Source organism: Crocosphaera sp. (assembly GCF_030064895.1).
Classification (GTDB): domain Bacteria; phylum Cyanobacteriota; class Cyanobacteriia; order Cyanobacteriales; family Microcystaceae; genus Crocosphaera.
The window spans coordinates 1-14,519 of the sequence record NZ_JASJEB010000002.1 but is presented as its reverse complement, the minus strand read 5'-3'; the positions used below and the strand labels follow the sequence as shown (position 1 = coordinate 14,519).

12 protein-coding genes are annotated in these 14,519 nt (G+C 39.0%); 11 read left to right on the top strand and 1 reads right to left on the bottom strand.

From position 1 onward, the window contains the following. Positions 1 to 12 precede the first annotated feature (12 nt). Together QNJ66_RS00675 and QNJ66_RS00670 are read left to right on the top strand one after the other, a co-directional pair. Positions 13 to 990: an NAD-dependent epimerase/dehydratase family protein gene (locus QNJ66_RS00675; RefSeq protein ID WP_300502002.1), complete on the top strand. Its 978-nt coding sequence runs from the start codon at positions 13 to 15 to the stop codon at positions 988 to 990. Positions 991 to 1,157: 167 nt separating this feature from the next. Next, complete coding sequence (locus QNJ66_RS00670; RefSeq protein WP_300501999.1) at positions 1,158 to 2,138, top strand: glycosyltransferase family 4 protein; 981 nt, start codon at positions 1,158 to 1,160, stop codon at positions 2,136 to 2,138. Positions 2,139 to 2,385: 247 nt separating this feature from the next. Here QNJ66_RS00670 and QNJ66_RS00665 read toward each other — a convergent pair whose 3' ends face one another. Further along, positions 2,386 to 3,171 carry a class I SAM-dependent methyltransferase gene (locus QNJ66_RS00665; RefSeq protein ID WP_300501997.1) on the bottom strand — a complete coding sequence of 262 codons (786 nt, stop codon included), beginning with the start codon at positions 3,169 to 3,171 and terminating at the stop codon, positions 2,386 to 2,388. Between the two features lie 173 nt (positions 3,172 to 3,344). Here QNJ66_RS00665 and dnaK point away from each other — a divergent pair, with 173 nt between their 5' ends. From dnaK to QNJ66_RS00620, 9 genes are all read left to right on the top strand, one after another. Then, the gene (gene dnaK, locus QNJ66_RS00660; RefSeq protein WP_300501995.1) at positions 3,345 to 5,573 is read left to right on the top strand and encodes a molecular chaperone DnaK; all 2,229 of its coding nucleotides are present in this window, start codon (positions 3,345 to 3,347) and stop codon (positions 5,571 to 5,573) included. A 159-nt stretch (positions 5,574 to 5,732) separates the two neighbouring features. Next, positions 5,733 to 6,614, top strand: a complete 882-nt coding sequence (locus tag QNJ66_RS00655; protein WP_300501993.1) for a J domain-containing protein — start codon at positions 5,733 to 5,735, stop codon at positions 6,612 to 6,614. 539 nt (positions 6,615 to 7,153) lie between these two features. Beyond that, positions 7,154 to 8,578, top strand: a complete 1,425-nt coding sequence (locus tag QNJ66_RS00650; RefSeq protein WP_300501991.1) for a c-type cytochrome — start codon at positions 7,154 to 7,156, stop codon at positions 8,576 to 8,578. An 808-nt stretch (positions 8,579 to 9,386) separates the two neighbouring features. Further along, on the top strand, positions 9,387 to 11,240 hold the full coding sequence (gene ftsH3 / locus QNJ66_RS00645) for an ATP-dependent zinc metalloprotease FtsH3 (protein ID WP_300501989.1): 1,854 nt from the start codon (positions 9,387 to 9,389) through the stop codon (positions 11,238 to 11,240). 449 nt (positions 11,241 to 11,689) lie between these two features. After that, a complete protein-coding gene (gene bchB / locus QNJ66_RS00640) occupies positions 11,690 to 13,216 on the top strand; it encodes a ferredoxin:protochlorophyllide reductase (ATP-dependent) subunit B (RefSeq protein ID WP_300501987.1) in 1,527 nt (508 codons plus the stop codon). Positions 13,217 to 13,270: 54 nt separating this feature from the next. Next, on the top strand, positions 13,271 to 13,594 hold the full coding sequence (locus tag QNJ66_RS00635; protein ID WP_300501984.1) for a DUF6883 domain-containing protein: 324 nt from the start codon (positions 13,271 to 13,273) through the stop codon (positions 13,592 to 13,594). A gap of 14 nt (positions 13,595 to 13,608) precedes the next feature. Next, positions 13,609 to 13,869, top strand: a complete 261-nt coding sequence (locus tag QNJ66_RS00630; protein WP_300501982.1) for a DUF4926 domain-containing protein — start codon at positions 13,609 to 13,611, stop codon at positions 13,867 to 13,869. A 1-nt stretch (position 13,870) separates the two neighbouring features. Further along, positions 13,871 to 13,993, top strand: a complete 123-nt coding sequence (locus QNJ66_RS00625) for a hypothetical protein (RefSeq protein ID WP_300501980.1) — start codon at positions 13,871 to 13,873, stop codon at positions 13,991 to 13,993. A gap of 179 nt (positions 13,994 to 14,172) precedes the next feature. Continuing rightward, positions 14,173 to 14,400, top strand: coding sequence for a hypothetical protein (locus tag QNJ66_RS00620; protein WP_300501978.1), 228 nt, complete (start codon positions 14,173 to 14,175; stop codon positions 14,398 to 14,400). Positions 14,401 to 14,519 lie beyond the last annotated feature (119 nt).

Here is a 14,519-nt window from a genome sequence, read left to right as displayed (position 1 = left end):
GGGTAATTAGTCATGGTTAGTCAAAGAATTCTAATCACTGGAGCGGCCGGTTTTATTGGTAGCCATCTACTTTTTAGATTACGCAAAGAAAACTATCATATAGCTGTTGCTACTCGTAAAAATAGCTCTCAATTTCCAGATCATGTGACAGTCCTCAATGTGGGTGATATTGATGGTTTTACCAACTGGAAAAAAGCCCTTAAAAATATAGATATAGTCATACATCTTGCCGGGCGCGCCCACATATTAAATGAGCAAAATTATAACCCTGAAGCAGAGTTTTTAAAAGTTAATGTAGAGGGAACTAAGAATTTAGTTAATCAATCTATCCAAGTGGGTGTTAAGCATTTCATTTTTATGAGTTCTATTGGTGCAATGACGACTTTAAGTAATCAACCTCTCACCGAAAACTCTTTATGTAATCCCGATACATCTTATGGAAAAAGTAAGCTTAAAGCAGAAGAAAACTTAATTGAATTAGCTAGTCAAAGTTCTATGAGCTATACGATATTAAGACCTAATTTAGTTTATGGTAAGGGAAATCCCGGTAATATGGAACGTCTTGTTAAATTAATAAAAAAAGAGAAACCCCTTCCTTTTGGATTGATCAAAAATAATCGTAGCTTTATCTATGTTGGCAATTTAGTAGATAGTATTGTTACTTGTATTACTCATCCTCAAGCAAGGAATCAAATCTTTTTAGTCAGTGATGGTCAAGATATTTCTACTCCGGAATTAATTAAACAGATTGCTCAAAACTTGCATTGTCGTTGTCAACTATTACCCATATCTCCTACTATACTTAAATGGTTAGGTTATTTTGGAGATATAATTGAGTCTATTACAGGGAAATCTGCTCCCGTTAATAGTTCAACAATTGAACGTCTTTTAGGTTCTTTGATTGTAGATAGTAGTAAAATTAGAGAAATTTTAAACTGGCAACCTCCTTATACCATTGAACAAGGTCTAAAAGAGACTTTCATCGATTAAAATTTACATTAGACATCTCCAGAAATTAACCTTAAACCCTTATATCATCAAGGTCAAATCTTAATTATTGGAGATGTCTATTTTAGTCTTGAACCTCAATTGTTTCTATATTAACTCAGATATTGAGTGAGATTTACATTTGAGTGACATTACACCAGTAAAAATATATGAAAATGTTATTACCACTAGAAATTTTTAGTTACTTTATTAGTCTGATGATAACCTTTATAATCAAACAACGTTTTAGTCAACAATTACTAGATATTCCTAATGAAAGAAGTTCCCACACTCAACCCACTCCTAGAGGGGGTGGATTAGGTTTTATTATCGCTTTTGCTATTACTAGCAGTGTTTACACTATTAATAATTCATCATTTGAGCAACTCATTTTTCTTTGGTTAGTGTTAGTACCTTTAAGCATTATTGGCATTATTGATGATAATCAGAATGTACCCGCTACTATTCGTTATCTGGTGCAATTATTGGCTGCTGGTATTGCTATTTTTCACTTCCACCCTTTTGTTTTTCCAGGATTGGATAATTTAGGAATGACAGGATATTTAATAGCGATCGCTTTAACAGTTATTGGTTTTACCGCTATGATTAATTTCTATAATTTTATGGATGGTTTAGATGGTATTGTTGGCGGTTGTAGTGCCTTACAATTAGGATTCTTAGCTATTTACTTGAATCAACCTCTTTTATGGCTTTTAGTAGCTGGTATTATGGGTTTTTTATGGTGGAATTGGTACCCTGCTAAGATTTTTATGGGAGATGCTGGCAGTACGGTTTTAGGGGCAACAGTGGCGATCGCTCTTTTGAACAACCACACTGATATCATACACGCTTGGTCAGCAGTAGCTATTATTTTTCCTTTAATTGCCGATGCTATTTATACTCTCATCAGACGCATAATAAAAGGTGAAAATATTTTTCAGGCACATAGAAGCCATATATATCAAAGATTACAACAATCTGGATGGCCACATAGTCAAGTTGCTAGTACCTATATTGGGGTAAATCTTGTTATTGGTGTTAGTGTATACTATTTTGAATTGAGGGGTTTTTTAATGAGTTTTCTGGTCGTTATACTAGGAATTATTTTAGGAGAAATATATTTAGTAACCCATGATAAAAATTATGTCTAAACTACAGAAATCATTCGGTTTAAAACCTCTCCTTTCAAGTAGAAAAAAGTAAAAAGCGTGACCTTATTCCAATCCTCTTCCCTTAACCGGAGAGGTAATTGTCCATTGTCTATTATTGAAAAAGTTTTGGAAACCTTTAGCCATCAACTTACATAAACAAGGATAAATGAAAATTAGTCAACCTTTTGCCTTACAATCTTTTGGGTCTCACTTAAGATGCGTTTACCCTGTTCCCCCCTCCCTCTCTCTACCCTTTGGCAATAACTAACATTTCATAATTATCTGGTGATACGCTATCATTGCGACTAAACGCCCCAAGAGTTGCCCCAAAAATATCAATTTTTTTAAAGTTTAGTGTTTGTAATAACCAGGTAATTTCTGAGGGTACATAATACCTTTCGTTGCAGTTAAGGGTTTTCTGTTTCCCCAGATCATCTTCAATATTAAAAATACTAGACTCTCGAAAAGTCATTAAATCAAAAGAATGATTTTCCGTGTTTCCAGAATTAATATTATCATCCATCAAATCTTGAACAGAATGATAGAGAGGATATAAAGCATTTAAAGCCGTAAAAATAAACAGTCCACCAGGTTTTAAAGCCTTAGCTGCACTGGTAAGAATTTGGAAATTCATCTCATCGGTTTCCATCAAACAAAATCCCCCTTCACACATAATATACACCAAATCGAACTCATCAATAAAAGGTAAATTTCTAGCATCATATTTATAAAAATCAAGAGATAAATTTTCCCCAACTGCCTTTTCTTTAGCCCTTTTTAATAGAGATTCTGATAAATCGATGCCTACTACTTGATAACCTCGTTTTGCCAATTCAATAGAATGTCGTCCGGTTCCACAACCGATATCTAAAATTCGAGTATTTTTATCATAACTAATCTCTTGCTCAAGAAAATCACACTCACCAATAGTCCCTTTAGTAAAGCCTTCTTGGTCGTATTTAAGAGCGTAATTTTCAAATAATTCTTCGTACCACTGTTTCATTGTTTTATCTTGAGCCAATAAATGTGACATCGATATGATAACTTGGTAAGTCGAAAAAATAACAACTCCGAACTCCGTTGCATAACTAATCAACGATAACGGTTGACAATTCGATACAATATTGTCAAAGAGGCATAATCAAGCTAAACTCTCGAACGAACACCATCCGCCATTAAATGGAGTAGCTGGAGAAACAAACACACATGGGCAAAGTAGTCGGCATTGATCTGGGGACAACTAATTCTGTCGTCGCAGTAATGGAAGGCGGAAAACCAGTCGTGATCGCCAACTCAGAAGGAATGCGTACTACCCCTTCTGTGGTTGGCTTCAATAAAGATGGAGAATTAGTCGTTGGACAAATGGCCAGACGACAAGCGGTTTTAAACCCCCAAAACACTTACTATGGGGTGAAACGGTTTATGGGGCGAAAATACCCAGAATTAACCCCCGAATCAAAACAAGTTCCCTACACCATCCGTCGGGATGAATACGGCAGCATTAAAATTAAATGTCCTCGCCTCAAAAAAGACTTTGCTCCCGAAGAAATTTCAGCTAAAATTCTCCGTAAATTGGCAGAAGAAGCGGAACGCTATTTAGGAGAACCGGTCACAGGCGCAGTAATCACCGTTCCGGCCTATTTTAACGACTCCCAACGTCAAGCTACTAGGGACGCAGGAAGAATCGCCGGATTAGAAGTTTTACGCATTATAAACGAACCTACCGCAGCGTCATTGGCCTACGGTTTGGATCAAGAAAGATCGCAAAAAATCCTCGTCTTTGACTTAGGAGGAGGAACCTTTGATGTCTCTGTCTTGGAAGTAGGGGATGGAGTGTTTGAGGTGAGAGCAACCAGTGGGGATACCCAACTGGGAGGAGGAGACTTTGATAAACGCATTGTGGACTGGTTGGCTGAGCAATTTATTGAACAAGAAGGCATCGATCTACGTAAAGCAGATAGACAGGCATTACAACGACTGACAGAAGCAGCAGAAAAGGCAAAAATTGAGCTATCAGGGGTCAGTGTCACCGATATTAATCTCCCCTTCATCACTGCCACCGAAGATGGTCCTAAGCACATAGAAACCCGTCTCACACGCCCCGAATTTGAAAACCTCTGTGGGGACCTAGTGAGTCGTCTCACTCGTCCCATTAAACGCGCCCTCAACGATGCCAGATTAACCCCTGTACAGATCGATGAGGTGGTTTTGGTGGGTGGGGGAACCCGAATGCCAATGATCAAAGCCCTGGTGCGGAGTTTCATCGACAAAGAACCCAACGAAAACGTTAACCCCGATGAAGTAGTAGCGGTAGGGGCGGCCATTCAATCGGGTATTTTAGCAGGAGAAGTCAAAGAAATCTTATTATTGGACGTGACTCCCTTATCTTTGGGTTTAGAAACCATCGGTGGTGTCACTAAAAAATTAATCCCCCGTAACACCACTATTCCTGTACGTCGTTCCGATATCTTTTCTACCGGGGAAAATAATCAAACCATGGTAGAAGTTCATGTGGTGCAAGGAGAAAGGGAAATGGCTAAGGATAATAAGTCCTTGGGACGATTTAAACTAACAGGGATACCACCGGCACCGAGAGGTATTCCTCAAGTACAGGTGGCCTTTGATATCGACGCTAACGGTATTTTACAGGTGACAGCCCGCGATCGCACTACAGGCAGAGAACAAAGTGTAGTTGTTCAAGGGGCCTCTACCCTCAGCGAAGGGGAAATTAATCGTATGATTAATGAAGCAGCCGAGTTTGCGGAGGAAGATAGACAGAGAAGGGAACGGATCGAAAAACGGAATAAGGCCAAAGCTTTAACTGATCAGGCTTTACGTCGCTTAAAAGATGTTACGTTGGACTTTGGTACTCAATTTACCAGTGGTTATCGTCGTCAAATCGAAGCTTTAAATGCAGAGATCATGGAAAGTTTGGACAAAGACGACGAAAGACGTTTAGATAGGGCCCAAGCAGACTTACAAGACGTTTTATACGAACTGAACCGAGAAGTACGCTTACAATACGACGATGAAGAGGATGAGGGTATTTTTGACTCTATCCGTCGCACCCTAGTCGGAGACGATGACGATGACTATCCTTACACTCCCCGTGATTCCAGTTATGGTAACGATTATGGCACACCTCGTTACCCAGAAAGACAAGACTATGGACAACCACAACCCCGTTATGATGAACGTCGTTATGATGAGCGTCAAACCTACGGTTCTCCTGCCCCTCGTTACGAACGCAATGATCGTTACGATGATCAGTATGACGAATGGGAAGAAGATCGCCCCAGTCCGCGATCGCGTCGTCCTTCCCCTGAACCACGTCGCTATCCTCCCAAAGACTCAGACACCTATTACACCCGCGATCGCTCCCGTCGTATTCCCAAAGAAAACCAATGGGATGAAGAGGATGATGATTGGTTCTAAACTACTAAGATATAGCAACCGCCAGGGCAGTTAGGAAATTTCTCAAACCTAATAGTAGCAAGGTTTTTACCTCCTGCCTCCTGCCCCCTGCCCCCTGCCTCCTGCTATAACTACAATAACAATTCTAACCAGATTCCCAGTCCCGTTTTACACTGATATATGCAGCAACTTCGTAACTACTACGCCATTTTAGGGGTTTCTCGAGATGCCACCGCCGAGGAGATTAAAAAATCTTTTCGCAAACTCGCTCGGCAGTATCATCCTGATGTTAACCCGGGAGATAAGACAGCAGAGGAAAAATTTAAGGGTATTAACGAAGCTTACGATGTTCTGTCCGATGAAGCTAAGCGCGCTGAATATGATCGCAGTCGTTTTGGTAAAAGCAAACGTCGTCCTACTCGTCCCCAACCTCGACCCCCTCGTAATGGCAGCAATAGTAGTAGTTACAAACGAGATAGCGATTTTTGGCGGTTCCAAGACTACAACCCTGGAGGGACAAAACGGGCTAAAGTGGTTAACCCTTCTCGCAGTGCTAGGGATGTGGAGGCAAAGTTAAATGTTCCCCTAGAAAAAGCTTATCGGGGGGGAAGGGAACGTATTCGTTTAGAAGATGGGCGATCGTTGGAAGTAGATATGCCTTCTAGTATGATCGATGGGCAAAAAATTCGCCTCAAGGGTCAAGGTCTACAAGGAGGGGATCTCTATCTCAAGATTACTATCACTCCTCACGCTTTTTTTGAGTTACGGGGCAGCGATATCGCTTGTCAAGTGCCTGTAACCCCCAGTGAGGCTATTTTAGGGGGTTCGGTGGAGGTTCCTACTATCGACGGTTTGGTTAAAATGACTGTACCGAAAGGGGTACGTCCTGGGCAACGGTTACGTTTAGCTAATAAGGGATATCCCGACAGTTCGGGAAAACGGGGGGATCAACTGGTGGAAATACAAATTGCTATTCCTTCGGAGGTAAGTGAGGAAGAAATGGCTTTATATCAACAAATTCGCGAAAAAGAGCAGTTTAACCCCCGTCAGCATTGGCTTTAACTCACATCCTGCATCTTCGATAATAATAGCTAGTTTAGAAAGGGAAGTGGATGAGACTGAATATTATTTAGCAGGGTTTTCCAGCCTTTGCCTTTATCCCATAACTCATGATGAAAGAAACGTTTTTTAAATTGGATTCACGGTGGAATTAAAAGACTCACTCAGCAAACAAATCATCAAGTAAGCTGACTCTTTTTCTTCTAAAATTTTTAAAAGAATCTCCCATTATCCTGATAATTTTTAGTTCCTGATTACTAATTGCTATATTAAAATATATAACAAGTTATCCCACAAAACTTGAAGTTTAGTCACTTGATGATTTATATTCAGTTTGTTAACAATAAAATAGAGAAGAAATACAATTGCTCAAAAGAATGAGGTTCACTTGAACTTTATTTTTTCCCTGTTAATAAGTTCCCTATTACCTAAAATCAAGAAAAATTAGAGCTTATTAGTTAAGTCAACATAAAAAACTTTTGCTCTCTTTCATTCTCTCTATTTGATTGTCAGTTGAATTATGAAATCTGATAGAAGTTTCTATGATCTTAGTTAACAATAAATTCGCAAAAATTCTCATCATTCTCCTACTCCTTACCTTATTAATCATAGGAGGGGCTAATTATTTTGTTTGGTACAATTTTAAGCGAGAAGTTCCTATTGTTTATAAATCAGCAGAGGATCATTTCAAATATGGTTCTATCAATTCTGGAGGTGTTCCTTTCTTCATTTGGGAAGTATTACCAGATTTATTTGCAGAACATTTACCCGGGCCTGGAGGTTATAAATCTCTAGGATTTATTTGGGAAAAAGGCCAAGAAATGCCCGTCGGCGTTTCCAAAACCATTGTCGGTTTTCCCCGTCAGGGATCGACCTGCGCACTGTGTCATAGTACAACCTATCGTAAAAGCCCTCAAGATAGCCCAAACCTCGTTTTAGGGGCCCCAACTCAAACCTTTGATTCTGTAGCTAATATTCGTTTTTTAGCAGCTTGTGGCAACGATCCCAAGTTTACCCCAGACAACCTAATACCAGCGATCGAAGCCAAACACCCTTTGTCCTGGTCAGATAAACTCTTGTATCGTTACCTGATTATTCCCCAAACTCAAGAAAGTTTAATGGGTTTAGGAATGGCCTTTGCTTGGACTAACTCCCGTCCAGATCCAGGTCCAGGGCGAATACCCTCGTTTAACCCTGTAAAATTTGTTCAGTTTAGACTCCCCTTAGATGACACCATCGATAATGTTGACGATCCCCCCATTTGGAACGAAAGACAACACAAAGGATTTGACTATCACTGGGATGGGTTAGAAACCAATCTCACCGAAACTATTATTATGGGAGCCTTAGCAGCCGGAACTCCAACGGACAATGTACCCCTCCAAGACTTACAACGAGTAGAAGACTTCATTCGTTTAATTCCTCCTCCTGATTATCCTTTTGCCATCGATGCCGTTTTAGCGGCCAAAGGAAAGCCCATTTTTAACAATAACTGTGCTTCCTGTCATGCTTTTGGAGGCGATCGCACTGGAAGCTTTATCCCTATTGAAGAAGTGGGAACCGATGATCATCGTCTTGAAATGTGGAGCCAAGCAGTGGTTGATAAGTATTTAGCATTAGGAGATGCCCAATCATGGGATTTTACCCATGTCCAGAAACAAAACGGATATATAGCAGTTTCTCTGGATGGTATTTGGTTGAGGGCCCCTTATTTACATAATGGTTCTGTACCTTATTTAAGGGATCTTCTGGAAGTTCCAGAAAAGAGAACAAAAGTATTTTATCGAGGCTATGATGTTTACAATCCTGATAAAGTTGGTTTTGTTTCTGAGGGTACAACAGCAGAAACTGAAGGGTTCAAATACGATACCACTCTTGATGGTAATAGTAATAAGGGACATCTTTATGGAACCGAGTTATCTTCTGAGGAGAAACAGGCTTTAGTAGAGTATTTGAAAACTCTGTAAACGGCTCTTCCAACAATATGGAGTAAAATGTAGCGGTAGCTACGTTTTATACCAAATCCGCTTATTATCGTAGAGTAATCTTCTTTCTCTCCCTGCTTCCTCTGCCTCCCCTGCCTCCCCTGCTCCAGAACGATGATTGTCTACTATCTAAAGCGGATTTAGTATTACTCCTGCCCCCTGCCTTATCCTTTGAGCGACTGCTTACTCCCAAACCTCCCACCAAATCTATATTTGAGATTGTTAGCTATCCCATAATGATCACGGCCATTTCTTAAATTATTGAAAAAATATCTCATTACTATTGACAAAGATTACTAATAAGCTCTATGATGAAGTCAATAAGTGTTCTCCTCTCAAGGATGGATCGGCAGGTGGAATCGTTCAGCAACAGAAATAGCGGTTCCCCTTTTTTATTTTTGTTGAAAATCTGATTGCGAAAAATAATTGACTATTGCAAATAGCTTAGTTTTCTGTGCTTATGTCCTGAGCTATTAAAAAACTTTCTCATCACTGTTGACAAATATTTCCAATAAGAGATATGATGGCATCAATAAGTGTTCTCCTTTCAAGGATGGATCGGCAGGTGGAATCGTTCAGCAATAGAAATAGCGGTTCCCCTATTTTTTTTGAATTAATCAAGAAATTCCTAGTCAATAGTTCCTGAGAAACGTTAACATAAGTTAACAAGTGTTTTTCTCGGAAAAACCATACCTGTATCTTCAGGCGTTATCATCTGGTTAGCTCATTAACCTTGATATATTTAAAGATAACCCTATCTTCCCCTTTAGTATAATAAGAGGCCGACAGCGTGAACAAAAATAACAAAAAATGGCGCAATGCTGGACTATATGCACTTTTGCTGATTGTCGTATTAGCTTTAGCATCAGCCTTTTTAGATAACAATAACACTCAAAGTCGCGAAACATTAACCTATAGTGAGTTTATTGACCGTGTAGAAAACGACCGAGTGGATCGAGTAACACTCAGTTCTGACCGCACTCAAGCCAAAGTGCCTAACCCCGAAGGTGGCGCACCACAACTGGTTAATCTCCCCAACGATCCTGATTTAATCAACATCCTGTCCGAAAACAAAGTAGATATTGCCATCCAACCCCCCAACGACGAGGGAGTCTGGTTCAGAGTAGCTACCAGCCTATTCCTCCCCATTTTGTTATTAGTTGGATTATTCTTCTTGTTACGTCGGGCGCAAAGTGGCCCTGGTTCCCAGGCCATGAACTTTGGTAAATCAAAAGCACGGGTACAAATGGAACCCCAAACCCAAGTAACTTTTGGGGATGTAGCAGGTATCGAACAAGCTAAACTAGAACTTACCGAAGTTGTAGACTTCCTGAAAAACGCCGATCGCTTCACCGCCATTGGTGCCAAAATTCCCAAAGGAGTCTTATTAGTAGGGCCTCCTGGAACAGGTAAAACCCTCTTAGCTAAAGCCGTAGCCGGAGAAGCAGGTGTACCTTTCTTCAGCATTTCTGGTTCCGAGTTTGTGGAAATGTTCGTAGGTGTCGGTGCATCTCGTGTCCGTGACTTATTTGAACAGGCCAAAGCAAACGCCCCTTGTATCGTTTTCATCGATGAGATCGACGCAGTTGGTCGTCAACGGGGTGCTGGTTTAGGAGGTGGTAACGATGAACGGGAACAAACCCTCAACCAACTCTTAACCGAGATGGACGGGTTTGAAGGCAATACCGGCATCATTATCATCGCTGCTACCAACCGTCCCGATGTTTTAGACGCAGCCTTATTACGTCCCGGTCGTTTTGACCGTCAAGTAGTGGTTGATCGTCCCGACTACGCTGGTCGTCAAGAAATCCTGACAGTTCATGCTCGTGGCAAAACCCTCTCTAAAGACGTAGACCTCAATAAAATTGCCCGTCGTACTCCTGGGTTTACCGGTGCTGATCTCTCCAACCTCTTAAATGAGGCTGCTATTTTAGCTGCTCGTCGCAATTTGACCGAAATTTCTATGGATGAGGTCAACGATGCCATAGACCGCGTTTTAGCAGGGCCTGAGAAGAAAAATCGGATCATGAGTGAGAAGCGTAAGACCTTAGTTGCTTACCATGAAGCCGGTCACGCTTTAGTAGGTGCTTTGATGCCTGACTACGATCCCGTGCAGAAAATTAGTATTATTCCCCGTGGTCGTGCTGGTGGGTTAACTTGGTTTACTCCCAGTGAAGATCGCATGGAGTCCGGGTTGATGTCTCGCTCTTATCTACAAAATCAAATGGCTGTGGCCTTGGGTGGCCGTGTTGCTGAAGAAATTATCTTCGGTGAGGAAGAAGTCACCACAGGTGCTGCTAGTGACTTACAACAAGTAGCCAGAGTTGCTCGTCAGATGATCACTCGCTTTGGAATGAGCGATCGCTTAGGACCTGTAGCTTTAGGACGGCAAAACGGAAACGTCTTCTTAGGGCGCGATATTGCCTCTGATAGGGACTTTTCTAACGAAACCGCCTCTGCTATCGATGAAGAGGTTCGCGGACTGGTAGACACTGCTTATGCGCGGGCTAAAGATGTTTTAGAAAGTAACCGTCACATCTTGGATACCTTAGCGGATATGTTAGTGCAAAAAGAAACCGTTGACTCTGATGAACTACAAGAAATTTTAAGCACCAATGAGATTAAAATGGCTAGTTTAGTCTAGGTTTCAATCTAAAAAGAAATATTTCAGCAGCACTGTTATCGGTGCTGCTTTTTTTATTTGCATAGATTAAAGATTAAAATATCAACACTCCCTAACCTGAGTTCAATATAAGGAAATTTCGAGAAAACTGACTCAAATTAGAAGTCTCAAACCTTCATTCTCTCGTTAACAAAATTATAACTCCGAACTCCGAACTCCTAACTCCTAACTCACGTTGATACACTCAATTGAAAACTACTATATTGTCTAACATTAAGATTAATTAAAATTAAACCTAAAAAATGTTGCTCAAATGCCCTTCAAACCTCTTCATAACCGGTAATGTAGCGTTTTTTTGCTTATGTAACATTATTTAAGCAAACACTCAATCAAAGCAACAATTTTGAGACAATCAAAAACAGCTTATTAGCGTGTTATTATTCACGTCTTAAATATCTTAGGAGAATTCTATGAAACTGGCCTATTGGATGTATGCTGGCCCTGCACACATTGGCACTCTACGCATTGCTAGTTCCTTCAAAAATGTTCATGCTATTATGCACGCACCTTTAGGAGATGACTATTTTAATGTTATGCGATCGATGTTAGAACGGGAAAGAGAGTTTACTCCTGTTACTGCTAGTGTAGTCGATCGCAACGTTTTGGCTAGGGGTTCCCAAGAAAAGGTAGTTAATAATATTGTGCGCAAAGATGGGGAAGAAAATCCTGATTTAATTGTTTTAACCCCTACTTGTACTTCTAGTATTTTACAAGAAGATTTAGCCAATTTTGTTGATCGCGCGCAAATGGATGCGAAAGGGGATGTTTTATTAGCGGATGTTAATCATTATCGTTATAACGAGTTACAAGCTGCTGATAGAACTTTACACCAAATTGTTAGATTTTACCTGGAAAAAGCGAAGAAAAAAAATCAATTACCTACGGAAAAAACAGAAAATCCTTCCGTTAATATTCTCGGTATTTCTACTTTGGGATTTCATAATCAACACGACTGTAGAGAGTTGAAAAAATTAATGGCAGATTTGGGAATTGAAGTTAATGAAGTGATTCCCGATGGTGCTTCTGTTCATAATTTAAAGAACTTAACCAAAGCATGGTTTAATTTAGTTCCTTATCGGGAATTAGGGTTAGCTACAGCACAATATTTACAAGAAGAATTTAACCTTCCTTATGTAGATATTACACCGATGGGTGTGGTAGAAACTGCCCGTTGTATCCGCAAAATTCAACAGGTAATTAATGAGCAAGGGGCTAATGTTGATTATGAAGAATTCATCAACGAACAGACTTTATATGTGTCTCAAGCTGCTTGGTTTTCTCGCTCTATTGACTGTCAAAATTTAACTGGTAAAAAAGCCGTTGTTTTTGGAGACAATACCCATGCTGCTGCCCTTACTAAAATATTAGCACGGGAGATGGGAATTCATGTAGTTTTAGCCGGAACTTATTGTAAATATGATGCAGAATGGTTCAAAGAACAAGTGAGCGAATATTGCGATGAGGTGTTAATTAGTGATGATAATGGTGCTATTGGTGATGCGATCGCTCGTATCGAACCTTCTGCTATTTTTGGGACACAAATGGAACGTCATGTAGGCAAAAGATTGGACATTCCTTGTGGAGTTATTGCTGCACCTATTCACATTCAAAACTTCCCTATTGGTTATAAACCTTTCTGTGGTTATGAAGGTACAAATCAGATTGCAGATTTAATCTATAATTCCTTTACTTTGGGTATGGAAGACCATCTTTTAGAAATCTTTGGTGGTCATGATACTAAAGAAGTTATTACCAAAGGAATTTCTGCTGATTCTGATTTGAATTGGAACAAAGAAGCACAAGCAGAATTGAATAAAGTTCCTGGTTTTGTTCGGGGTAAAGTGAAGCGAAATACCGAAAAATTTGCCCGTGAACGTGGACTTTCTGAAATTACTTTAGAAGTAATGTATGCAGCAAAAGAAGCAGTAGGAGCATAGTTAATATGGGGTGGGCAATGCCCACCTTTTACAATTTATAATGACTATAAACTCATGAAAATGTCATCTAATTTAGTCATCGAAAATACAAAGTTGACTAGATATTTACTTGTTTATCAGAAAAAAGATGATAAATCAAAATATTTATCACAATATGGCTATACTTTAGATAATTGGCAACTTCTTAAACAGGCTATCATTCAATCAGTACAAGGACAAGAAATTGAAGAAATTACCGAGACAGATTGGGTAAAACGCTTTAAGATTAAAAGTAAATGGAATAGTATTAATGGGAAATTAATTAAAGTCATTACTGTTTGGCAGCAAACTGAAGGAGAAGATATAATAAAATTGATTACTTTATATCCCGATAAATGAGAGGACAAACAATCATGAACCATATCCAATTATTTCAATGGGTAGAATTAAAATACGATGTTCCTAACAGTCTGATCAAAAAAGGGGATAAAGGAGTGGTCTTAGACTATTTACAACCAACAAAAAAACAATCAGAACCTGGCTATAATTTAGAAGTATTCAAAGATGGAGAAACTTTAGATATTGTTTCTGTTCCTATATCTTGGGTAATAGCTTTACCTGAAGTATGGGGAGAAAATAAACATGATCATCTAAAATTAAACGAGGTGATCTAATATGGACCACTTAAAAATTTATCATGATCAAGAAGCAAAAACATTAACTATTTGGTTTGATGACCCAAAGAAAGAATTTTTAGTTGATGAGGTAGAAGAAGACTTATCTTTAATTAAAAGATAAAGATGGAAATATTATTGGAATTGAAAGGTTAAACTATTTAGGAACTAAACTAGATGCTTCAAAAGTCAAATTTTTTGATTTTTAACTATACTTTAAATCATAAGGTGGGCAATATCTATAGTTTTAAGTTACTATAGATTCTGGAGTTAAAACTTATCTTGATACAGTAAAAATTAAGTATGGTATATCAATGGACTCAATCAGAAAAAGAGAGAATTGTTGAAAAATTTTTAGAGATTGCTGCAAAAACCCATGAAACACCCAATCCAAAAGGCAGAAATGTCAACTTTTCAGTTACATATAAAAATCAAGGTAAAATAACTCATAAAATTGAGTTTAATTTATCTAATCACTATTTAGGGTTTGCTGAAAAAGTTACTCCGAAATTTATCCTGCATTATTCATGAAGAAAAAACAAAACCTAAAAAATAAGAAATTGGCATCAAAAATTATTTTTTATGAAATGGATTTTTTAAAAATCGTGAATTCGGCTAATTCAATCACTAAAAACTAGCGAAAAAGTGGA